The sequence below is a fragment of the Alteromonas sp. AMM-1 genome (assembly GCF_047290655.1).
GTDB lineage: Bacteria > Pseudomonadota > Gammaproteobacteria > Enterobacterales > Alteromonadaceae > Alteromonas > Alteromonas mangrovi.
Map to the genome: position 1 here is coordinate 1 of NZ_JBLBUE010000012.1, position 22,330 is coordinate 22,330.

Genomic DNA, 22,330 nt, shown 5'->3' on the forward strand with positions numbered 1-22,330 from the left:
ATCAAAGCCCGCGCTTATCAGGATGAGTTGAGGCTTATAGTTTATTAGCGCATCAAACCAATAACTTACGGCTTTGCGAAAGGCCTCACTGTTTGAACCGGCTTCCAATGGCGCACAGAGAATATTACTGGCAGACACCGGTGAACCGCTATGCGGGTAAAACGGATGCTGGAATGATGAACACATCATGATGCGCCGGTCCCCACCAATGATATGTTCAGTGCCATTGCCGTGATGAACGTCGAAATCCACAATAGCCACCCGCGATAAATCGTATTTTTTTATCGCATAGCGCGCTGCTACCGCAATATTGTTAAACAGGCAGAAGCCCATGGCATTGTCGTATTCAGCATGGTGACCGGGTGGTCTTACCGCGCAAAATGCCTGTCTGTTGCTGCCTTCCATTACCCAATCTACCGCATCGCAACCTGCACCAGCCGCATACAATGCCGCGCTCAGTGTGATTGGTGTCATACCGGTGTCCTGCTCCAGCCAAATCACGCCGGTTTTGGGTGCGCGCTGAAAAATACTGTCGATATAGTAAGGGTCATGCGCCAGCGCCAGGTTTTCGCGCTTTACCGGCTTGGCATCGGCGTGCTGACACACCATGTCCAATCCGGATGACAGTAACTGATCGTCGATGGCGTATAACCGGTCCGGATGCTCGGGATGTTCACCAGAGACATCGTGATGCACGCAGTCTTTACCCCGGAAGATTTTAATAGTCATACGTTTTCCTCCTGATTCGCGTCCTGTAATGGCAAAGCAAGTTCGACTTCACTCGGATCACCGCTGAACAATCGCTTAAATCCGTGGTGTTCAAAAATGGCTATCATGGGTTTGTTGTCGGCCCGGCAGAAAGCCAGCATTTTGTTAATCTTGCGTTTCTGCGCAATGTCGATAAGCGTTGTCAGCAGCTTGCTGGCCATGCCCTTACCCTGCTGGGTTTCCCGGGTCACAAACGCCGCTTCACAGGTATTGTCGTGCTCGTTGTAATAGAACCGGCCAACGGCGTGAATAGTGATACGTGAGCCTTCCTGCCGCACAATACACAACGCCGCATCAGAGCTTTGATCCACACTCACCAGATTACAGGATTTCTCCCGGGACATTTGTTTGGGGTCGTAGTTGTAACGCAAGCGCAGGGTTTCTTTGGTATGGGAGTAGAAAAACTCCTGCAGGCGTCGCTCATCGGCTGGGTTAAGCGGGCGCAAATAAAACGTTTCGCCGTTTACCACCATTTTGTGTAACTGAATGGCACCCAGTTCAGGAATATCGGTGGGATATTTTTGCTGGTAATGCGGCACCCAATAGTTCTGACGTACTTCGGCAAGCAGCTTGGCCCGGAATTTGGGGTGGGCTACCCGAATAAGCTCAAGGGCACGTTCGCGTATACTCTTACCACGCAACGAAGCAATGCCGTATTCGGTAACAATGTAGTGCACATTGCCGCGGGACGTCACTACACCAGAGCCTTCGGCAATATGCGGTACAATACGCGACACGGTTTCATTTTTGGCCGTAGAAGGCAACGCAATAATCGGCTTACCGCCCTTGCTCATCGACGCACCGGAAACAAAATCGACCTGTCCACCAATACCACTGTAAAAATCGAAGCCCAGTGAATCGGCCACCACCTGACCGGTTAAATCCACTTCCAGCGCACTGTTAATGGCAATCATGTTGTCATTTTTAGCAATATTGGTGGGCTTGTTTACATAGCTACTAGGATAAAACTCAATATGCGGATTATTGTTCACAAAGTCATAGAGTTTCTGACTTCCCATACAAAAGCTGGTAACGATTTTACCCGGGTGAAAGGTCTTCTTGCGGTTACTGATTGCACCTGCAGCAATCACTTCCATGATGCTATCTGAGAGCATTTCACTGTGGATACCTAAGTCTTTGTGCCGCTCCAGGTATTTCAGGGTCGCACTGGGGATTTTACCCACGCCAAATTGCAACGTGGCACCGTCTTCCACCAGCATGGCCACATACTGACCAATCCGTTCGGTAACACTGTCGATGGGCGGTGCTTCGATTGTTTGTAGTGGCTGGTCGGCTTCAATGACGGCTGAAAATTCGCTGATGTGTAGGTAAGAATGCCCGGCTGTTCGCGGCATTTGCGGATTAATCTGCGCAATCACTTTATTGGCATGACGCGCAGCTGACATACAAATATCTACCGACACACCCAACGAACAATAGCCAAATTCATCAGGCGGGCTCACCATTACCAACGCCGCATCCAATGACAGCGTGCCGTCACTGAATAAGCTCGACATTTCCGACAGGAAAACCGGTGTATAATCCGCCCGGCCCTCGTCCACGGCCCGACGCACTTCATCACCATGGATAAAAAAGGTATTTACCTTAAACAGCTGGCGATATTCCTCTTTAGCCCAGCGGTTGTCGCCAAGCGCCAGCATATGCACCAGTTCGATATCGGTGAATGCCTTGCTATTCGCAATTAAATCGTCAATAAGTGCATAGGGCACGCCTGCGTTCCCGCCTACAAAAACCCGGCAACCGGATTTAATCAGCTGCGACCAATCCGGTCGCGGGGGCAATACTACTGTCATCGCTGTGCTCCCTGTTCTCGGTATTTCCTAATACCGATTCACCTCAAATTCACTAACAGTAATGATGCCACAGAACGCATTTCAGAACAGATTGAAATGGCGGAATATTGATCTGGTTTAGGGTATTTACTACCAATGGATTAGGTGGCAGGGAAAGAGAGGATGTAACCGATTGCGATGCCGACAACAAGCCCTATCAAGCCACACGTAATATTGCGGCTATCCAACCAGGCGCTGCTTGCTTCGTGCTTTGGCGCAAGGCCCTCTGAATCAACAATAACTGCACTTTCTGCTGATTCAACGTAGTTGATGTCATCCGAAGCTGGTGGATGCTCTGTTGATTCCGTCTCGCGCAAGCTCATTACTATTTGCTCAGATGACACAGGGGCATTTTCTGAAATTTGAATGGTCTCAATAACACCGGCCGATGGCGCGACCACTTCAAGCACAACTTTATCTGTCTCGATGTCAAACAGGTTTTGATTAAACGCAACCACTTGCCCCTCAGTTACGTGTAGTTGAGCTACAAAGGCATTTGAAGTATTTTCTGGGAGGTGCGGTACCTTAATATCAATGTTCATAAACCGTCCTTGTATTAAACTCGTTTTCTGCGAAGCGCTCAGTGTCATGCTCGTATCGGAGCTACCCTAATGCACGCGTATTCATGAATAACTGTACATTACACCTTTTATCTACTTGTTTTCCATTGATAATTTAAAACAGGTTATAAAAGCCGACTCAGGAATACCTGTTGTGTTGGAAAAGGGTTTATGACGTAATACCAATTCACATAGAAGTTTACCCACTAACAAAAAACCCGCTTCAATGAGCGGGCTTTTCACTTTGAAGTGCTTAGTCCTGTTTGGACCTGGAAAATTTGGATATCAACACGTAGAACATAGGTACGAAGAAGATAGCCAGGAAAGTGGCTGCCATCATTCCGCCAATTACCGTAATACCAATGGCGTTTTGACTTGCCGCACCCGGACCGTTGGCAATAGCCAGTGGCGTTACCCCCAGTATAAATGCCATGGATGTCATCAGAATTGGACGGAAACGCTGCTTCGCAGCCATCGTTACCGCTTCCATTACCGATTTGCCTTCTTCTTCCTGCAGTACCTTGGCAAACTCCACGATCAGTATGGCGTTTTTCGCCGCCAAACCAATGGTGGTAAGGAAAGCTACCTGCAAATACACATCGTTAGACAGATTAAACAGGTAAGCGGCAACTACCGCACCCAAAATACCCAGTGGCACCACCAGGATCACCGAGAATGGTACCGCCCAGCTTTCGTACAACGCAGCCAGACACAGGAACACGACCAGAATAGAAATGGCGTACAGGAAGCCAGCCTGCGAGCCTGCAGCACGCTCCTCATAAGACAGCCCGGACCACGCAATTTCAAAGCCTTCAGGTAACACCTGCTCTACCAGATTAACCATTTCCTGCATGGCTTCACCTGAACTGATCCCCGGTGCGGCTGACCCTTGCAGGTTTACCGAAGCAACACCATCGAATCGTTCCAGTTGCGGAGAGCCGTAGGTCCATTTGGACGATGCAAAGGCACTAAACGGCACCATTTCGCCAGCGCTGTTGCGCAAATACCACTTGTTCAGATCGTCAGGCATCATACGATGCGGCGCATCGGCTTGCAGATACACTTTCTTGATACGCCCATCGTCAATGAAGTCATTCACGTAGGATGAGCCCCAAGCGATTTGAAGTGTGCTGTTAATGTCACTCAGTGATACACCCAAGGCAGTGGCTTTTTCACTGTCGATGTCGATTTTGTATTCAGGCACATCTTCCAGGCCATTAGGACGAACGCCTACCAGTTTCGGATTTTGTGATGCCGCACCCAGTAACTGATTTCTGGCTTGCATTAATGCTTCGTGTCCGCGACCCGCTACATCCAATAGCTGTAAATCAAAGCCTGAAGCGTTACCCAGTTCGCGAATGGGTGGCGGGAAGAATGCAAACGCGCTGGCATCGATAATTTGCGCCAGTGCCGGATAAGACCGTCCAGCTACCGCTTCTACGCTAGTGCCGGGCTCGGTGCGCTCAGACCAATCCTTCAGACGAATAAAACCTAACGCTGATGACTGTGCGGAGCCCGCAAAGCTAAAACCGGTCACGGTAAACATGTGTTCAACCAATTCACCTTCGTTATTCAGGAAATGGTCTTCAACCTTGGCAACCGACTCGAGCGTACGCTCCGCACTGGAACCCGCCGGCGTGTTAAGCATCATCATCAGGAAACCCTGATCTTCATTTGGCAGGAATGAACCCGGCAAACGCAGGAAGATCACTGCCATACCCGCTACTAACAGGGCGTAAAGTGCAACAAAGCGCGCCAGGCGATTCGCCATGAAACGGGTAGCCCCCTGATAGCGGTCGCGGCCTTTGTTAAACGTGCGGTTGAACCAGCCAAAGAAACCGGTTTTTGCCTCGCCTTCCGCATCAGCAGCGCGCAGGAACGTGGCGCACAGCGACGGCGATAGAATAATCGCAACCAACACCGACAACACCATGGCTGAAACAATGGTAATAGAGAACTGACGATAGATAGCACCAGCAGAACCAGCGAAAAACGCCATAGGAATAAATACCGTAGACAGTACCGCAGCAATCCCAACCAGCGCACTGGTGATCTGACTCATGGACTTTTTAGTGGCTTCTTTGGGGCTTAACCCTTCTTCGTGAATGATACGTTCAACGTTTTCCACTACTACAATGGCATCATCTACCAACAGGCCGATTGCCAGTACCAAACCAAACATGGTGAGTACGTTAATGCTAAAGCCGAACGCATAAAGCACGGCGAAGGTGCCTAACAATACTACCGGCACGGCTATGGTAGGAATTAAGGTTGCACGCCAGTTTTGCAGGAACAGCAGCATTACAAGAAACACCAGTACAATCGCTTCAAGCAGGGTTTGTACTACCGATTTAATCGACAACTCAATGAACGGGCCGCTGTCGATGGGATACACCACTTTTACGCCAGCAGGTAGATTGCTTTTCAGTTCTTCCACCCGGGCTTTTACGCGATCAATTGTATCCAGGGCGTTGGCACCCGAAGCCAGTGACAGCGCCATACCCGCAGCAGGGTGGCGTTTATAACGGGAAATAACGCCGTAGCTTTCTGAGCCCAGTTCAACGCGGGCGACGTCACGCAACCGCACCTGTGAACCATCGGCATTCACACGTAGCAAAATACGCTCAAAATCTGCTTCGGTTTGCAGGCGGGATTGCGCTTGAATAGTGGCGTTTATTTCCTGTCCTGAAATAGCAGGCAAGCCGCCTAATTCACCGGCCGAGACATCGGTGTTTTGTACGGCGATGGCACTTTGCACGTCTTGCGGTGTTAAGTTATAGCTGTACAAACGCTGCGGATCTAACCAAATACGCATGGCTTTTTGCGCACCAAAAGCACGCACACTACCTACCCCGTCTACCCGTGAAATTGGGTCGCGAAACTTAGACAGCAGAATGTCGCCCAGCTCGTACTGATCAATACTGTCGTCTTCAGAATAGAAGCCCACAGCCATCATAAAGCTGTTGTTTGACTTGGTAACCGTTACACCCATTTGCTGCACAGCCGACGGCAATTGCGAAACCGCACCCTGCACTTTGTTTTGGGTTTGCACCTGGGCAATGTCTGGATCAGCTTCCGGTTCAAAGGTTAGCGTAATGGTCATACGACCATTGGCACTGCTCGACTGGAAATAGCGCAGGTTATCTATAGCAGTAAGGCGCTGCTCAATAACCTGAGTAACCGCGTTCTCCACCGTTTGTGCTGACGCACCGGGGTACGACGCAGACACGGTTACTGATGGTGGTGCAACCGTAGGGTATTGCTGAATAGGCAAACTGGTAATTGCCATCACCCCAGCCAGCATAGTGATAATAGCAAGTACCCATGCGAAAACCGGGCGATCGATAAAAAATCTAGCCATGAATGGGTCCTGTTATTAAGCGTCTTTCGACAATGGAATAGCCATGACTTTGGCACCGGGACGAAGCTTGTGATAGCCCGCTACAATAATCTGCTCACCTGCGGCCAAGCCGTTGCTTACCTGCCAGTTGCCGTCGAACGCTTGTAGTACGCCTATGCTGCGAAGCTCAGGGTTATCACCGTTCACAACCCACACTGATAAACTGCCGTCTGGTTGACGAATCGTGGCGCGCTGCGGTACTACCAACGCACTGGTGTCAGCTAAATGAATGATGGCACGCACATATAAACCAGGTAACAGGATGTTATCCGGATTGGGGAAGCGGGCGCGAATAGTAACCGAACCTGTAGACTCATTTACGATCACTTCTGAAAACTCAACGGTACCTTCAAGGCCCGCCAAAGACTGGTGTGATCCTGGAATGGTTAACCCCACAGTTAAACTGCCTTTGTCACGCAGTGCCATTTGCAAACCGATGGCTTGCTCGCTGGATACCTGAACGTCAACATACACAGGATCAAGTTGGGTAATGGTGGCCAGTGGATCAGTTTGATTAGCCGTTACCAGCGCGCCTTCGGTGTAGAAAGAACGACTGATGCGGCCACTAATTGGTGCATACACCTTGGTGTAGTCCATATTTACTTCAGCCAGTGCGACCTGCGCTTCAGCTACACTCACCGCAGCCATAGCCTGATCCAGTTGCGCCACAACGTCATCGTACTCCTGGCCACTGATCGCATTAATTTTCATCAGGTCTTTATAGCGAGCAGCCTTTGCTTTCAGTGTTTTTACGTTTGCATTCGCCGAGGTTACATCCGCCTTGGCACTGGCAAGCGCAGCTTTGTACTGTAAGTCGTCTATCTGGTACAGCTGCTGGCCTTTTTCAACCACAGTGCCCTGCTCAAACAGGCGCTTAGTGATCACCCCGGTTACCTGGGGACGCACATGAGACTGGCGAAAGGCACTTACCCGACCAGGTAATTCAAGGCTGGTGGAAACAGTTTGCTGCTCAACAGTGACTACATTCACGGGCACACCTGATGGCGCCCTCTGACCACCGGCAGCTTGTTGACCGGCAGATTCCTGAGAACAACCGGTGATAGCGATAACTGACACGGAAAGTGCAGCGATAACAAGTTTTTTGATCATAAAATTCTTTACTTAGTAAATTCCTGAGGACTGCTGAGACAGGAAAGCTGGACAATTAGGCAACTTAGATATAGTTTAAAATACATTCGTGTATGTATGTTGTCAATCAGACCAAAAAAGTCAAAAATGCGACGAACTAAAGAAGAAGCCGAACAAACCCGTGCTGCTATCCTTGATGCCGCGGTAGATGTCTTTTCAACTCAAGGTGTTACCCGTGCCACACTGGAGCAAATAGCAAAAGCTGCGAATGTGACGCGCGGTGCCGTTTACTGGCATTTCAAAAACAAAACCGACATCTTTATGGCTCTTTACGATGAACTGCATAAGCCGTTCATACAAGAACTGGTAGACGGGTTAGAGAAATCCTACGATGACCCGCTCCACCAGTTGGAGAAGGTGTGTTGCGACCTTACCATCCGGCTCGAAGAAGACCCGCATTTACAGCGCGTGTTGTCGCTGTTTCTACTTAAGTGTGACTATAGTGGAAGCCTGCAGATTTGTCAGGAGAAGTCCCGCATTGCAAAAGAAGAAAAACAGCAGGTCCTTGAAAAATTCTTTGCGAAAGCCCAGGCACAAGGCACCTTGTCAGCCGACTTAGATCCGAAGATTTTAACAACTGCCCTGAACTGCTTTTTCCGCGGAATTGTAGTGGAGTATCTGGAGAATCCTGGCGAGTTTTCACTCATTGAGATGGCACCAAAACTGTTTGGTGTGTTCTTCGGAAAGTGGCGCTAAGTCAATCCAGGTTCGAGCCTGGGATGACGGTATGACCCGTAACAGTAACCCGGGGAGTAGGGATTAAAAAAGCCTGCATAGGCAGGCTTTTCACGGTCTGTGGTCTGTCACTATTCTTCTTTTGGCGCTAAGTTCTCTTTTACCTGACGCGCATCAAAACTGGAACTTGAATCAGGTCGCGTGCCGCGTCCTAACTGAATATCCAGTGCACTCTCTATAACGCTTTTCTCCTGACCACCCACGAAGATACCGGTGGATAGCGTTGACTCCGGATAATAGCGGGTACGGCACGTTACCAAACCACAATCTGTTACTCGGGTATAACGCTTGGAAAACCCAATTTCTGGCTCAACTGAAACCTTCTCGCGGTCCACCATGGTCTCGCGATTTGCAACCACAAACCAATCATAACCTTCGTTCAGCGTCACTTCTGCTGCGCGAAGCATGGCGTAATCCATTGCCTTGGTTTTGTCACTGCCCTTACCTTTAAAATACACGCGGTATTGAGTGTCAGTCAGTTTGGTTTCCGAATAACCGTATCCGCCGTTTTCTGCTGCGCGATAGGCAGGCTGACTGGCGCAAGCGGCCAATGTTAACCCCACAATCAGGGTGGCAAATTTCATTACTGTCTTCATCTTAACCTCCAACGGCAGTTACTGCTGCCAGTTCGTTTGAATCGCGTTCTGTTCCTGCTCCCGATTTAGCGGGGCACCTTGCATTATCTCGTCCAGCACGTTATCCAGTGCAGTCACTGAGGTTGCCGTTTGGTATTCACCGGGTTGCCCTGAAAGCTTATCCAGTGCTACTGCGGCGCGTTGCTGCCAACTACCCTCTTGCTTACATGCAATCATGGCGTCATGGCGCTCAGTACCAGTAATAGTGAATTGTCTGCACAGTGCTCCGTCTTTATTCAGGAACGACAACTGTGGCATTACCGTTTGCGCGCCAGCCTGATATGGCTGCCCACTGGTTTGGCTATCAAGCACTGCCGCGATTTGCTTCCACTCGCGGTTGCCAGAAGACTGGCCATCCATTAGCTGTTGCCAACCCAGTAAACCGACGAGTGCTACACTGGCAGCCATCGCCATACCGCGTAACCAACGCACATTGCTTCGTTGAGCAGCCGTTTTCTGGTTGGTATTCTGTGTCTTGTGCTCAACAAAGCTAACGACGTTGCTCTCTTGTTCGGCATCACATAACGATTCTATGTGAGCCGGTACAGGACTGTTGGTTGCCTGTTCTACGGCAGTTTTAACAACGTGATCCACCATGCTCAAAGCCGCTAACCGGTCGCACAAGGTGTCGTCCTGGGCAATGGCGTCGCGCACCAGCGACATTTGCAGTTCATCCAGTTCGTTGTCTAAAAACGCACTGAGTTGTTCGTCGGTAATCTTCATGCCGTTACCTCGTTGCTTTTATCCAGGTTCAGTATTTGTGCCAGCTTGGTTCTGGCCCTTGCTAATCGGCTCATCACCGTTCCCGATGGCACCGACAGCACCGCAGCGGTATCCTGATAAGACAAGCCTTGTACTGCCACTAGCGAGAGCACTTCCCGCTGCTCATCGGGCAAAGTCGCCATCGCGCTTTCTACCTGCTTTAGCGTGATATCGGCAGTGATTTGTGAAGTCGCATCAATGTCTGTCTGTTGCAGTTCCGGTTTGTGCACTGCGGCCTGACGCAATTTGTTCGCTCTGTACTCATCAATCCATAAATTGCGGCACACTCGATAAGACCAGGCCAGTAATTCAACGTCTTCCGGGATCGGCTTACTCAGTAATTTTTCCACGGTGTTTTGTAATAAGTCGTCGGCGTCAGCCATACTGCCCGTCAGCGAATATGCAAATCGTCTTAGAACAGGCAGCATACTTTTGAGTTGTGCTGATTGTGTTGTTGTCATTGTATTTTCCTACACTGCAAGGAGGTGAAATGCCCCCTCCGGATTGCCTCTTTTATAGGGTTAACGAGGCAGCGTTTATTTTATTCCCTTTAATTGGAATTTTTTTTTATTTATTTCGTTAACTCAACATAGTTACCGGTTATCTGGTCGACGGTGATCGCGTTTCTCATGACGCCATCCCAGCCACACGAATAACGCTACTCGCCGCTATCTACGCATACTGCCGACAATGCAAATGCCAGGATGAACACAAAGCCGGTACCACCCTTTTCACTTTTGTATTAAGGTGTAGTTATGAAGTTTACTTATCCCAATACGTTTATGCGCAAGGTCATTCTTACCGCTGTTGCACTAACGAGTTATACACCTGTTGCAGATGCACAAGTCCTGCCATCGGTAACGCGCACAGTTACTCAACCTATTGAGGACATATCCCGACGGGTGGCTAACGAGCGTATTACAGACCGTATTCAACCACGTGTTGTACCGTCCTTACCTGACTTGCTTCCCGCACTGCAAAGCACATTGACCACCGAATTATCACAGGCCTTATTACCCGTAAAGCAGGCACTTAATGTCGTGAATTCGTTACGGCAAACGGTGATCCGGGAAGAAATTACCCCTCAAGGTGATCTGGCTATTGCCAGAGAGTGGGTGTTGTATGTCTCTGACGCTGACTTATCCTGGCTGGCGCAGTCTTCATTCACAGTGGTTAAGCAACGGTACGTGTCGTTATTGGATACCTGGCTGGTAAGTATAAGCGTGCCTCAAGGATTAAATTCTATTCAAGCGATGAAAGCGTCTCTGCCAGAACATCTGCAAACTCAGTTAGGTAGAAACCACGTCTATCTTACTCAGGCGGGTCCGTCGTCGGACACAATGAATAGCGAACAGAAAAAATTGAGTTCTGTCGCGCAGTTGTGCAATCAACCCTCTCGTATTGGCATGCTGGATTCAGCTATAGAGATACATCATCCGCTGTTAACAAGGTTCAGCATTACGCAGCAAAGCTTGTTAGATGAATCCCTTCCCATAAGTCAGGCCCATGGCACAGCAGTGGCGGGCATTCTGCAGCACCACATTTCATCAGGCAGTCAGGTTTTTAATGCCGCGGTATTTTATTCCAGAACGCAGGTATCTCAGGGCGCCAGTTTGTTTGATTTAATCAGTGGTTTAGACTGGCTATCGAAACAGCAGGTATCGGTTATTAATATGAGTCTTACCGGGCCACAAAACCCGTTGCTGGCGAAAGCCATTACACGGCTATCCAAAAGCGGGATTACGCTGGTCGCGGCGGTAGGTAACGCAGGCCCTGCTGCACCGCCTTTATATCCTGCGGCGTTTCCAGAGGTAATTGGAGTATCGGCAGTGGATGCAAACGGCACGATATACCGCTGGGCAAATCAGGGCGAGCAGGTAGCAGTTTCTGCGCCAGGCGTCAGTGTTATCACGGCTCGAATAAATGGTGAAACAGGCCCAGAAACCGGTACCTCCATGGCGTCTCCTGCCATTGCCGGTTGGCTGGGCCAATGGCTGGCCTGTGAATCTTCAGCAACAAGCGGGCTTGTCGAATTACCCCACCAACTGCACGACTTATTACAGGATAAGGGCGAGCCAGGATGGGATCCTGTGTATGGTGAAGGAGCCTGGCTACCCTAGTTGGATTGCAGTTAAAAACGGGCAGTAAAGCCCACATTGGCCTGATTTTCCTGATAGTCAGCAATTATCAGATTCGACTGATAGTCAGCGTATTTCGCTCCCACATCCAGCGCAACATGCGCGGTAAGTTCATAACTGACGGTTAAGCCCAGAGTATGTTGACGGTCGGTACGCTGAGTCACAGACAAAAATTCTTCCGCTTCGCTATAATTCCTGTACACAAACTGATATTGGGCTTTCAGCGAAGTGGGCGCGCCCCATAATTGAGTCGGATAGGTCCAGCTCACCTGACCCGTATGTCCAATGAAATCAAGCCTGTCGGTATCGGCATCTTCGTATTGATAGGTGTATCCAACGTTAATCATTTCGCCTTCCTTGCCTGGCAAATAAAACCACTGGGTAGACAACTGCCCTCCCTTGGCATTCCGCTCAGGCAATGTATCAAAACGCTTTTGAAGGTAGTCAGCACTTACGTGCATAAAGTTATTTGCGGCAATGCTGTTTTGCCAGCTTACGCCCGATTGTTGGTATTGCATAAAGTCACTCCCCGCTAAAGCGGCTTCAGCCAGGTAGCTGTGCACGCCCCATTTACCCACGCGGGTTTGCCAGCCAGCCCCCACATTTAAAGTGGTAATAGCCAGATTAAAATCTGTCGCATCCTGATAATAAGTGCGCTGATGATTCACACCGACGTTGAATGATAGCGCGTCTGTAGCCTGCCACTCTGCGCTGAATCTACCTTTGAGGTAACCGGCGTAATCGGATTGATTACTGGCGCGATCCAGTTCGTTAACGGTAACGTTAGAATCGTACTGAGCACCTGCTTTCAATTCACCTTTATAGGTAACACTCGCCATTACAGGTACGCTGATTAGAGCAACAGTGGTAATTGGTATTAAATTCTTCATCGGAAAAGTCCTCGACAGCTTCAACATCGAATAACAAATGTAATTGCGCAAAAAAAGGGAGCAGACTGTCTGGCCTCCTCCCTTAATACGAATGACTAGTTACCCAGAATTGAGCTAATGTTTGCCGTTACTGCCTCGCTAACGGTATTTGATACGGCACCTTCTACAGCAGCAGACACGCTGTTGTTAACCGTGCTGTTTACCGTTGCATTAACAGAGTCGCTGACTTGCGATACCGCTGACGTAGATACCGTCTGCGCAACACTTGTTGATACTGCTGAGGCGACCACTTGTTCAATAGAGGCCGTGTCCGCCACCTGCATCACAGTTGCAGTATCAATTGTGTTTTGTAATGCACCTTCAATGGCGCCGCTCACTGCGGATTCTGATCCCTGCAGCGCATTCCCAATTGAACCACCGGTATTCACCAGCGTATCAACACCCGTTACCACCGTAGTGTCAACGCCGGTTGCAATACTACTCTGCAATGATTGCGACAGTGCTTCCACTGGCAGGTTTCCCGCTATTTCAGCGCCTTGCTCAACTGCCGAATCGATAGACGCTGCAGCCTGCTGTTCTGTTTCACCGAACGCATCTTCAGAGTCTTGGGCTGTATCAGCAATGTCAGTGGCGGTTTCATTTGTCTGACCCTCGGACGCTTCAGACATTGGTTCGCTGGCATCACTAGTTGTCTGCACATCTGATTGATTTGATAGCGATAATGACAACGATGAAGGTGTGCTTTGATCGGTGTTAATCGACGCTTGTGAATCAATCGCGGAAGTCTGGTTGACGGCAACGTTTGTTTCGAAAGACTGCGCCATTGCAACGCCGTGTGTCAGGCCCATTGCTAAAACCAGTGAAGTAAAAGTGAACGTTTTCATAATCATCTCCTGTTATGTCACATTGACATTGAGTTAACGGAGACGCGTTACGTTTTATTCCAATAAAAGTGAAAACATTTGCAGATTGTGATCAAAAAGCCACAGCAGTAGACTGGTATCACTTCGCCAGTAAAGGAATTCAGCCACATGCCAACAAATCAGTTTGCCGACAGCCTGCATGATGTATTCAGCGGCTTGGGGCCGATACATTTAAAGAGGATGTTTGGCGGCTATGGTGTGTTTTATCAGGGGAAGATGTTTGCATTGGTAGTCAGCGATCAGCTTTATATCAAGGCTGATACACACATGCAGCAAGCACTCACTGAGCGTGGGTATTCACCGTTTACCTATGTTAGACAAGGCAAAACAATAGCATTGAGTTATATGGAAGCGCCGGAAGAGATATTTGAAGATCCCGATGAAGCCACTGAATGGGCTCGTCGGGCTAATGCAGCCGCACTAGCCAGTTGAGTTAAATGGATGCTGAGAAAAACGCCTCTACATCGGCTCGTTCACAACGATAACCATGTTCTGTTACCCAATCCATCGCCTCTTCAAGGGATTCAAAAAATGCCATGGTAGCCGGCAAGTCTTTATATATCCGTGACATTTGCATTTTTGCCGTTGTTTTTACCTCGGATTTGCACATCACTACAGCAACATGCCGAAGTCCGGTCTGAATGGCTCTGGCAATGCGCACCTGCAAATCGCGCTCGGCTTCGGGCACCAGCAAACTCTCGCCCTGCAACATGATAATGTCAGCCCATTTGGTGGCTTTAGCAGAATAAACACTCTCGCCGTAGCGCAAGCCAAACTGCACAATGCACTCCAGATTCCAGGGACCCACCGCATTGGTAAGCACCAGATCCTGAATCATCTTAAGGCTAAATTCACCATGCTGTTTATTAAAATACTTCGCCACATCTGGCCCTCACTACACCTACTTGTTTAAGTGTAACAAAGATTCGGCCAGAGAAAGTATTATTAAGGGTTTTTGGGTATAAACAAGCGGGGGCGTACCCCCGCATTTTTGGTTACCACATGTTAAGCTGCAATGATGTGAGATAACGCTGCAAACGAAGGCTGGGATTGAATATCCAATGGAACACGCAAAATTCGGGCAATATCACTAACACTGATCACACCGCGAATTTCATGCTTCTTCTTGTCGATCACCAGGCAATGCATTCTGCCGTTATCCTGCAGGGTATCTACCACATCCTTTACTGTCGCCACTTTCAGCTCATGATAATCAAAAGCCTGCAACGCAGATTTTGGTTGCATCATATCAACAACCAGTAGTTCTGAGCGCGGCAACCCCAGTTGCACTACGCGTTGGAGAATTTTCTGTTCGGTAATATCCGCCAGCGTAACAATACCCACAAATTGCTCGTGTCTGTCTAAAACCAGTTTCATTTTTACGTGTGATTGACGCATCAGGCGCTCAAGTTCAATGGCGCGTACGTTGCCATCGATCACCAGCGGCTGCTGTTCATGAAAGTCGGTAAAAATGCTCAGTGCAGAAGACGATAATTTAATGTGTTCGTAAGCTTCAGGGTGAGCAAGAGTGTCAATAGCTTCAGTTTGGCAAAGTGTTAAATGATGCATGAGTTAATCCTCGAAAAATTCAAAAAAGTTGGCGTTATACGCCGCATTGTCGATTGATTAACTTAAAACTGGAGGGGCCCTTATTGCATAACCGGCAGGTAGTTGTGCTAGCTGTAATCCAATGTCTTTGGCAAAAATTGCCAACGCGTACAGATGCACCTGAGAACGCAAGCGTTGAACCACAACATCAGGGCTATCGCCTTGCTGCTCAGATTCAATGCCTTCTTCTACTTCAACGCTAACGGCTTCGAGCAGCACTTCATTAACGCTGCTCCATTGACCATAAATACCCGATGGCGCACCCACACTCATACCCGGCATACCCGCCAGGGCAGTCAGTGTTAGTATGAGTAAAAACGCTTTCATCGAAGAGTACTATTAATGGTAGTTGTATAGCTTAGAGCTAAGATGCGCCTAATCAGTTCCCAAATATACTGCCTTGACGACCAACTGCATAAAAAATTCGCCAGATTGCATTCAACTGAATCTAGCCTGGTGACTTGGCCTATTTTTCAATACAAAAATGCAACCAAAATGCACATTTCGTCCGTTTTTTTAGAATCTTTTACTCGAATTATTGTACTGTTTAAGCTGCAAAGAGTCGGATATTCTGCTTTCATAGCAATGATGTGATAACCCAATTTACGTTGTTTTGTTAAGGATTTTAAAGTGACTACTCCAAAAAACTGGCCATTCTGGCTGATCGCAGTTCACTGGTTAACTGCACTGGTTGTAGCCGGTATGTTTGGCGTAGGGATATGGATGGTAGATTTAACCTACTACAGCGAATGGTACCGCACCGCACCCCATTGGCATAAAAGTGTAGGTATATTACTCGCAGCCGTTACCCTTGCCCGACTGTTCATGCGCTTACGCACTCGGCGTCCCGCCAGGCACGGTAACAAACTGGAACAATGGCTTTCCAGTGTGGGGCATCTGGCGATTTACGCACTGTTGCTGGTGATTTTTGTAAGCGGTTATCTGATCTCAACAGCAGATGGCAGAAGTATTGACGTATTTAATTGGTTCAGCGTACCCGGTGCAGGCGAGTTATTCTCCGACCAGTCTGATATTGCTGGCGAAGTGCACGAATACGCAGCGTTCGGGTTAATCGGTCTGGTTGTGATACACGCCCTTGCGGCGTTCAAACATCATTTTATTAGTCGCGATGCGACTCTGTCGCAAATGACAGGCCGTCATCGGTAAACCACACGTTATTTAATTTACAGGAGAGTGAAATGAAAAAATTAGTTATTGGTGCGTTATTAGGATTCTCGTCACTGGCTGCCAATGCCGCAGACTATGTGGTTGATACCAACGGTGCCCATGCCTCTGTTAACTTTAAAATCCAGCACTTGGGTTATTCATGGTTAACCGGGCGCTTTAATGATTTCAGCGGCAAGTTCAGCTACGACGCAGCTAATCCAACAGCAGCAAAAATTGAAGTTACCATTAAAACAGACAGTATCGATTCAAACCACGCTGAGCGCGACAAGCACTTGCGCGGCAGCGATTTTCTGTCGGTAAGCAAATACCCGGAAGCTAAGTTTGTGAGCACTAAAATTGAAGATTTAGGCAATGGCAAACTGAAAGTTCACGGTGACTTTACCTTACATGGCAAAACCAACGCCATTGTAATTGATGCGCAAAAAATTGGTGAAGGTTCAGATCCATGGGGTGGCTACCGTGCTGGCTTCGCGGGCACAACTACCATTGCCATGAAAGACTATGGCATCGACTACAACCTTGGCCCGGCATCTACCCATGTAGAGCTGTCTTTACACGTTGAAGGCATTAAGCAGTAATTCTAACGCGCGTTTTCAATAACACGCTCAAGCCGGATGTTCGCATCCGGCTTTTTTATTACTTAGCGGATCCCGTTCAACTCGGTCATGTGCAGCAACTCGTCGCCTGGCCCCCACACATAGAATACCTTTCCCCAGGATTCTTGTTGAATCTCAGATATTTTGGTTTTGTGCTCACTGTTATTACAGCGCTGAAACGCGTCTTCTATGTTGTCTACGCAAATTTGTAGCATAAAGTTGTTGGCCAGTTCTGGCTGGTAAAAGCGTTGCAAAAAGAACGTACACTCGCCGTTTTCGCACAACGCCAGGTCGTCGGTAACATATTCCACCGAGAAACCGAGATCGCGGTAAAACGCTTTTGATATATCGTAGTCTTTGCTGGGGACAAAGGCTTTAATATCCAGAACAACCATACTTGCTCCTTACTATGGGATCACCACCTGACTGTGGTGACCTTCAGTGGCATTAATGAAAGGCCGGTTTAACCCTAGTACTTTGGTATCGGCTTGTCATTATTTGCCCAAATTGAGAATTAATAAAGTGAAATATACTTGCTAATTAATTGTTACAAAGCCGCTGCCAACACCCTGCTTTCGAGCGAAATAATCCAGTAAAAAGCCGCTGAAAGTCAGGGTAGTTCAACAGCCAAATTGTTAATAAACTTACAATAATTTAACGCAGATAAAATCCACTTCCAGGGTTCAATTTTCGCTCGATTCGCGTACACTGTAGCCGAGTAGTAATACTTCCCTGGATCAGCAGACAGGGCATAACTGAGCTGGCATACCTGAACTGTTAAAGGAGAACCGTTATGCCTGCTACTCAGCGCATTTTTATTAAGAACCCTCTTTGTATTTTCACACCAGATACCGCACAGGCCCCTACAGGTCTGGTGATTGCCAATGGCATCATTGAATCATTGCTGTTTAACAATGACACGCCAAACACCGCTTGCGACCAGGTATTTGACGCTACCGGACTGGTTATCCTTCCTGGTCTAATCAATACCCATCATCATTTTTATCAAACACTTACGCGGGCCTGGGCACCGGTGGTGAATCAGCCATTATTCCCCTGGCTCAAAACCCTTTATCCGGTATGGGCCCGACTCACACCCGACGCACTGCATTTAGCCAGCCAGGTAGCCATGGCGGAACTGTTACTATCGGGATGTACCACCGCAGCCGACCATCACTACCTGTTCCCTGAGGGCCTCAATGATGCCATTGATATTCAGGTAGATGTGGTAAAACAATTGGGTATGCGGGCCATGCTGACTCGCGGTTCAATGAGCCTCGGTGAGGCCGATGGCGGCCTGCCGCCACAGCATACGGTTCAATCCGGCGAAGCCATTTTGAAAGACAGCGAGCGCCTGATTAAGCAATACCACGAACGCGGCCCGAATGCGCAAGTTCAGATAGCATTAGCCCCGTGTTCACCCTTCTCCGTCACACGGGAAATCATGCAGCAAAGCGCAGACATGGCCAAAGCCGAAGACGTGCGTCTGCACACGCATCTTGCTGAAACCCTCGACGAAGAAGCATTTTGTCTGAAGATGTTTGGCATGCGCACGGTAGATTATCTGGAAAGCGTAGGCTGGCTGAGTAACCGCACCTGGCTGGCTCACGGCATTCATTTTAACCCGGATGAAATTCGCCGCTTAGGTGAAGCAGGTACCGGAATTTGTCATTGCCCGGTGTCAAATATGCGTTTAGCTTCAGGCATTTGCCCCACGCTGGATCTCATTGACGCCGGTGCACCCATTGGCCTGGGGGTAGATGGGTCAGCGTCTAACGATGCCTCAAACCTCATGTACGAAGCGCGTCAGGCGTTATATTTACAGCGTTTAAAATATGGTGCTCAAGCCATTACCCCTGAAAAAGTGCTGGGTTGGGCAACGGCAGGCTCAGCCACCTTACTTGGCCGAAGCGATATAGGCCGCATTGCAGAAGGTATGGCAGCCGATTTAGCCTGTTTCAGACTGGACGAATTGCGCTTTAGTGGGGCACATGATCCTATTGCTGCATTGTTGCTATGCGGTGCAGAGCGCGCTGAACACGTTATGGTAAACGGCGTTTGGCGGGTAACGGATGGTTGTATAAACGGATTGGATTTACCCGATCTGATAGCACGGCACAAAGCCGCGGCCAGCGCACTGATAGCAGGCTAGCAAGACAGCCCGGCTCGAGCCGGGCTTGTGGAGTTTAGTGAAGCTTTAAACGCGGGCTCACCAGATTACTTACCTTGCGGGTTAGCAGAATCAGTGCGCCTTTCAGCCATCCATGCACGGCAAATAAATGCATGTTATACAAAGAAATATAAACCATTTTAGCAAGCCGCCCTTCAATAAACATACTGCTGTTCGACAGCTTGCCCATCAGGCTTCCCACGGTGGAATATTTGCTCAAATGCACCAACGAGCCGTAATCGGTGTACGTGTATTTTTGCAGCGGCTTATGCATAAACAGATTCACCAGATTTTTGGCTACCAGGCTTGCCATTTGATGAGCCGACTGGGCGCGTGGCGGTACCCATTTGCCGTTTTCCTGCAGGAATCCACAGCAATCGCCAATCGCAAAAATCTTGTTGTCAACCGTACTTTGCAGTGCCGGTGTCACCAGAATCTGATTGGCCTTATTCAGTTCAAATAGTTTCAAATCGGCAATAAAATCAGGCACTTTCACACCTGCCGACCAAACCATTAAATCCGCCTCAATGAGCTTGTCTTCAGCAGTGATAAACCCGGCTTTTTCCACCCGGGCAACCCGCGTGCCTTCCAGCACATCAATCCCGAGTTTGGTGAGCGCTTTGCGCGCCGATGCTGCGATCCGCTCTGGTAAGGCAGGCAAAATGCGGGGGCCAGCTTCCAAAATAGACACTTTCAATCGTTCCGCAGACATCTCCGGCATACCATAGGCACGAGCCAGATTTGCCACATGGTGCAGTTGTGCAGCCAACTCTGTACCAGTAGCGCCAGCACCGACTATGGCAACGTGAATTCGGTCTTTATTGGTGCCTTCCTGATTGATCTTAAGCAACTGATTTAACAGGGCGCGATGGAAGCGCTCGGCTTGATTCAATGAATCCAGGCAATAGCAATGCTCGTCTACACCCAGGGTGCCAAAATCATTGGTTACACTGCCAAACGCCAGCACCAGATAGTCGTATTCAACGGTTCGCTCAGGCAGTATTTCCTCGCCATCGTCGTCGTATAACGGATCCAGATAGATACTTTGGTTTTTCTGATCAATAAAGCTCATGTTACCCAGCTGAAACTGGTAATGGTGCTGGGCTGCGTGCATGCGGTAGTCCACGCCGTCGGACGCTTTATTGATGATACCGGCCGCCACTTCGTGCAGCAGAGGCTTCCACACGTGGGTGCGACTGCGATCCACCAGGATAACTTCTGCCAGCTTTTTCTTGCCGAGGGTTTTACTTAAACGGGTAACGAGCTCAAGACCGCCCGCACCGCCGCCAACCACAACGATTTTTTTCATAACAGACCTATTAATAAATGTGAATTGGTCTGCACAGACGTTCTGCACAGCTCAATCGACACTCATAAATCAGCAAGATTCGGTGGCGATGAAACCATAATATGTTAACAAACTCGGTAAATACCAGAGGCCATCACATGACATTTTGGGTGCTCAGAATAGCACTTTTCAGTCAGGTAAAAACCCACCTCTTTATCCAGCACTTTAGTAGTACACCTTTAGACCAGCATTCATTGACGACTAAAGTGTGACGCAAAAGGCTCCTTTGTGGAGTACTCAATTTACCCCGCCTAAACAATACTCATTCCAAAGAGTGGCGGCAATGAATCGCTACCGTTTGATGAGAGTGGCAGTGGGATCGAAATAAGTGTTACTCCGCGCAAAATCTAAAAAATATAACGAGGGTTACACATGAAAAATATGAAATTTGCGTATAAACCACTATCCATTGCCTGTCTTACTCTTGCAGCGGCTTCAGCGAATGGTGCAGTGACCATTTATGACGATGCAGAGGTAGCAACCGTGTCAGTAGACGCGTCTTTTAACACATTTTACGTTAATTCTTCGATTGATGGCGGCCCGAATGGCGACCGCGAACAATCACGCGTAAAAATGGGCTTTTTGCCAAACTGGCTGGGTATGAGCTTCAGCAAACAGGTTGGCGACGTAAAAGTAGGCGGTCGTTCTTCGTTTTGGGTAACCATTAACGACAGCAACAGCGGTGTAACCAGCACAGGTATCGACGTGCGTCAGTTCTACGCAACTATCGATGCTGACTGGGGTCAGGTGTTACTTGGCAAAGACTTTACACTGTTCAATCGCAGCAACATCTTTCTTGACGAAATTCTGCTTGGTTACGGCAACGTGAATGACACCCTGGGACTGGTTGATGGTCAGGGCGTGTCGTTCGGTAACATCGGATCGGGTTACACCTACCCCTTCCCGGCATCCCAGATTCGTTATACCTCTCCAACTTTCGCCGGCGGTCTGAAAGTCGCAGTAGCGATGATCGATCCATCACCGGTAAACGGTGCCGCCGATCGCGAAGAGTCTGTTCCACGCATTGAAGGCGAAGTGACTTACAGCAGAGAGTTTGACGGTGGTTCTGTTACCGCATGGGCAGGTTTCCTGAATCAGTCTTCAGAATCGTCTATGGGCGATGTTGACTCCACTGGTACCTCTTACGGCGTAAAAGTGGGCTTCGGCGGCTTCTCATTGCATGCATCAGGCTACAGCGGCGAAGGCATTGGCATTTTACTTGGCCCAACAGAAGCAGCGTTAGGCCTGGCTCAGGTCACCATGTACGACACCGATTACAACGAGCTGGACAGCCAGGGTTACCTGTTACAAGCCTCCTACAAGCTGGACGCTAACCGCTTTGTACTGTCGTACGGCGAAAACGAAATTGAAAACACTGACTACATTGGTCACGAAGGCATGCAAGCCGCGTGGTTCCACTCGTACAACAGCAACGTGACGTTTGCGGTTGAGTACTCAACCAGTGAATTCAGCGGCATTTTGGGTGAAGAAAAAGCAGACACCCTGGCAGTAGGTGCCATTGTTAACTTTTAAAGCTGTTTGATTGCCAGAAAACAGCTTTGCATTACGGCCGTCGATGCCGTTGCAGGAGGTAAAACGCCTCCTGC

22 protein-coding genes are annotated in these 22,330 nt (G+C 48.9%); 7 read left to right on the forward strand and 15 right to left on the reverse strand.

The annotated features are described in order from the left end of the window. From ACLR2L_RS04215 to ACLR2L_RS04235, 5 genes are all read right to left on the reverse strand, one after another. The coding region (locus ACLR2L_RS04215; RefSeq protein WP_413365967.1) for a histone deacetylase family protein at positions 1 to 729 on the reverse strand (729 nt) is incomplete at its 3' end. Next, positions 726 to 2,582, reverse strand: a complete 1,857-nt coding sequence (locus ACLR2L_RS04220) for a GNAT family N-acetyltransferase (protein WP_413365969.1) — start codon at positions 2,580 to 2,582, stop codon at positions 726 to 728. The genes ACLR2L_RS04220 and ACLR2L_RS04215, both read right to left, overlap by 4 nt. 140 nt (positions 2,583 to 2,722) lie before the next feature. Next, positions 2,723 to 3,163 carry a biotin/lipoyl-containing protein gene (locus ACLR2L_RS04225; RefSeq protein WP_413365971.1) on the reverse strand — a complete coding sequence of 147 codons (441 nt, stop codon included), beginning with the start codon at positions 3,161 to 3,163 and terminating at the stop codon, positions 2,723 to 2,725. A gap of 271 nt (positions 3,164 to 3,434) precedes the next feature. Further along, a complete protein-coding gene (locus ACLR2L_RS04230; protein ID WP_413365973.1) occupies positions 3,435 to 6,542 on the reverse strand; it encodes an efflux RND transporter permease subunit in 3,108 nt (1,035 codons plus the stop codon). 15 nt (positions 6,543 to 6,557) lie between these two features. Continuing rightward, the gene (locus ACLR2L_RS04235) at positions 6,558 to 7,691 is read right to left on the reverse strand and encodes an efflux RND transporter periplasmic adaptor subunit (protein WP_413365975.1); all 1,134 of its coding nucleotides are present in this window, start codon (positions 7,689 to 7,691) and stop codon (positions 6,558 to 6,560) included. Between the two features lie 126 nt (positions 7,692 to 7,817). On the opposite strand from ACLR2L_RS04235, the gene ACLR2L_RS04240 reads away from it, so the two are divergent. Then, positions 7,818 to 8,426 (forward strand): TetR family transcriptional regulator, encoded by a 609-nt coding sequence (locus tag ACLR2L_RS04240; RefSeq protein WP_413365976.1) that lies wholly within the window; start codon positions 7,818 to 7,820, stop codon positions 8,424 to 8,426. Positions 8,427 to 8,536: 110 nt separating this feature from the next. Here ACLR2L_RS04240 and ACLR2L_RS04245 read toward each other — a convergent pair whose 3' ends face one another. From ACLR2L_RS04245 to ACLR2L_RS04255, 3 genes are read right to left on the reverse strand one after another with little or no spacing between them, the layout of a single operon-like run. Further along, on the reverse strand, positions 8,537 to 9,061 hold the full coding sequence (locus ACLR2L_RS04245; RefSeq protein ID WP_413365978.1) for a CC0125/CC1285 family lipoprotein: 525 nt from the start codon (positions 9,059 to 9,061) through the stop codon (positions 8,537 to 8,539). Between the two features lie 18 nt (positions 9,062 to 9,079). Next, complete coding sequence (locus ACLR2L_RS04250; protein ID WP_413365980.1) at positions 9,080 to 9,823, reverse strand: hypothetical protein; 744 nt, start codon at positions 9,821 to 9,823, stop codon at positions 9,080 to 9,082. Beyond that, complete coding sequence (locus tag ACLR2L_RS04255) at positions 9,820 to 10,323, reverse strand: RNA polymerase sigma factor (RefSeq protein ID WP_413365982.1); 504 nt, start codon at positions 10,321 to 10,323, stop codon at positions 9,820 to 9,822. Before ACLR2L_RS04255 ends, ACLR2L_RS04250 begins: the two co-directional genes overlap by 4 nt. Before the next feature lie 294 nt (positions 10,324 to 10,617). On the opposite strand from ACLR2L_RS04255, the gene ACLR2L_RS04260 reads away from it, so the two are divergent. Further along, the gene (locus ACLR2L_RS04260; RefSeq protein ID WP_413365984.1) at positions 10,618 to 11,982 is read left to right on the forward strand and encodes a S8 family serine peptidase; all 1,365 of its coding nucleotides are present in this window, start codon (positions 10,618 to 10,620) and stop codon (positions 11,980 to 11,982) included. Positions 11,983 to 11,993: 11 nt separating this feature from the next. Here the strand turns inward: ACLR2L_RS04260 and ACLR2L_RS04265 are convergent, their stop codons facing one another. Both ACLR2L_RS04265 and ACLR2L_RS04270 read right to left on the reverse strand, forming a co-directional pair. Further along, on the reverse strand, positions 11,994 to 12,890 hold the full coding sequence (locus ACLR2L_RS04265) for a surface lipoprotein assembly modifier (RefSeq protein ID WP_413365987.1): 897 nt from the start codon (positions 12,888 to 12,890) through the stop codon (positions 11,994 to 11,996). 95 nt (positions 12,891 to 12,985) lie between these two features. Then, positions 12,986 to 13,774 (reverse strand): hypothetical protein, encoded by a 789-nt coding sequence (locus ACLR2L_RS04270; RefSeq protein WP_413365989.1) that lies wholly within the window; start codon positions 13,772 to 13,774, stop codon positions 12,986 to 12,988. A gap of 147 nt (positions 13,775 to 13,921) precedes the next feature. Between ACLR2L_RS04270 and ACLR2L_RS04275 the strand changes: the two genes are divergently transcribed. Further along, on the forward strand, positions 13,922 to 14,245 hold the full coding sequence (locus tag ACLR2L_RS04275; protein ID WP_413365991.1) for a TfoX/Sxy family protein: 324 nt from the start codon (positions 13,922 to 13,924) through the stop codon (positions 14,243 to 14,245). Position 14,246: 1 nt separating this feature from the next. Here the strand turns inward: ACLR2L_RS04275 and ACLR2L_RS04280 are convergent, their stop codons facing one another. From ACLR2L_RS04280 to ACLR2L_RS04290, 3 genes are all read right to left on the reverse strand, one after another. After that, complete coding sequence (locus tag ACLR2L_RS04280; RefSeq protein WP_413365993.1) at positions 14,247 to 14,696, reverse strand: hypothetical protein; 450 nt, start codon at positions 14,694 to 14,696, stop codon at positions 14,247 to 14,249. Positions 14,697 to 14,818: 122 nt separating this feature from the next. Continuing rightward, complete coding sequence (locus ACLR2L_RS04285) at positions 14,819 to 15,382, reverse strand: CBS domain-containing protein (RefSeq protein ID WP_413365995.1); 564 nt, start codon at positions 15,380 to 15,382, stop codon at positions 14,819 to 14,821. 57 nt (positions 15,383 to 15,439) lie between these two features. Further along, positions 15,440 to 15,748 carry a hypothetical protein gene (locus ACLR2L_RS04290; RefSeq protein WP_413365997.1) on the reverse strand — a complete coding sequence of 103 codons (309 nt, stop codon included), beginning with the start codon at positions 15,746 to 15,748 and terminating at the stop codon, positions 15,440 to 15,442. Positions 15,749 to 16,051: 303 nt separating this feature from the next. On the opposite strand from ACLR2L_RS04290, the gene ACLR2L_RS04295 reads away from it, so the two are divergent. Both ACLR2L_RS04295 and ACLR2L_RS04300 read left to right on the forward strand, forming a co-directional pair. After that, positions 16,052 to 16,588 (forward strand): cytochrome b, encoded by a 537-nt coding sequence (locus tag ACLR2L_RS04295; protein ID WP_413365999.1) that lies wholly within the window; start codon positions 16,052 to 16,054, stop codon positions 16,586 to 16,588. 32 nt (positions 16,589 to 16,620) lie between these two features. After that, positions 16,621 to 17,187: a YceI family protein gene (locus ACLR2L_RS04300; protein ID WP_413366001.1), complete on the forward strand. Its 567-nt coding sequence runs from the start codon at positions 16,621 to 16,623 to the stop codon at positions 17,185 to 17,187. 62 nt (positions 17,188 to 17,249) lie between these two features. Here ACLR2L_RS04300 and ACLR2L_RS04305 read toward each other — a convergent pair whose 3' ends face one another. Beyond that, on the reverse strand, positions 17,250 to 17,600 hold the full coding sequence (locus tag ACLR2L_RS04305) for a lactoylglutathione lyase (RefSeq protein ID WP_413366003.1): 351 nt from the start codon (positions 17,598 to 17,600) through the stop codon (positions 17,250 to 17,252). A gap of 398 nt (positions 17,601 to 17,998) precedes the next feature. Between ACLR2L_RS04305 and ACLR2L_RS04310 the strand changes: the two genes are divergently transcribed. Next, the gene (locus ACLR2L_RS04310; RefSeq protein WP_413366005.1) at positions 17,999 to 19,357 is read left to right on the forward strand and encodes an 8-oxoguanine deaminase; all 1,359 of its coding nucleotides are present in this window, start codon (positions 17,999 to 18,001) and stop codon (positions 19,355 to 19,357) included. Positions 19,358 to 19,391: 34 nt separating this feature from the next. On the opposite strand, the gene ACLR2L_RS04315 is transcribed toward ACLR2L_RS04310, so the two are convergent. Then, positions 19,392 to 20,684 (reverse strand): NAD(P)/FAD-dependent oxidoreductase, encoded by a 1,293-nt coding sequence (locus tag ACLR2L_RS04315; RefSeq protein ID WP_413366007.1) that lies wholly within the window; start codon positions 20,682 to 20,684, stop codon positions 19,392 to 19,394. Positions 20,685 to 21,095: 411 nt separating this feature from the next. Between ACLR2L_RS04315 and ACLR2L_RS04320 the strand changes: the two genes are divergently transcribed. Further along, positions 21,096 to 22,256, forward strand: a complete 1,161-nt coding sequence (locus ACLR2L_RS04320; RefSeq protein ID WP_413366009.1) for a porin — start codon at positions 21,096 to 21,098, stop codon at positions 22,254 to 22,256. Positions 22,257 to 22,330: the final 74 nt, after the last annotated feature.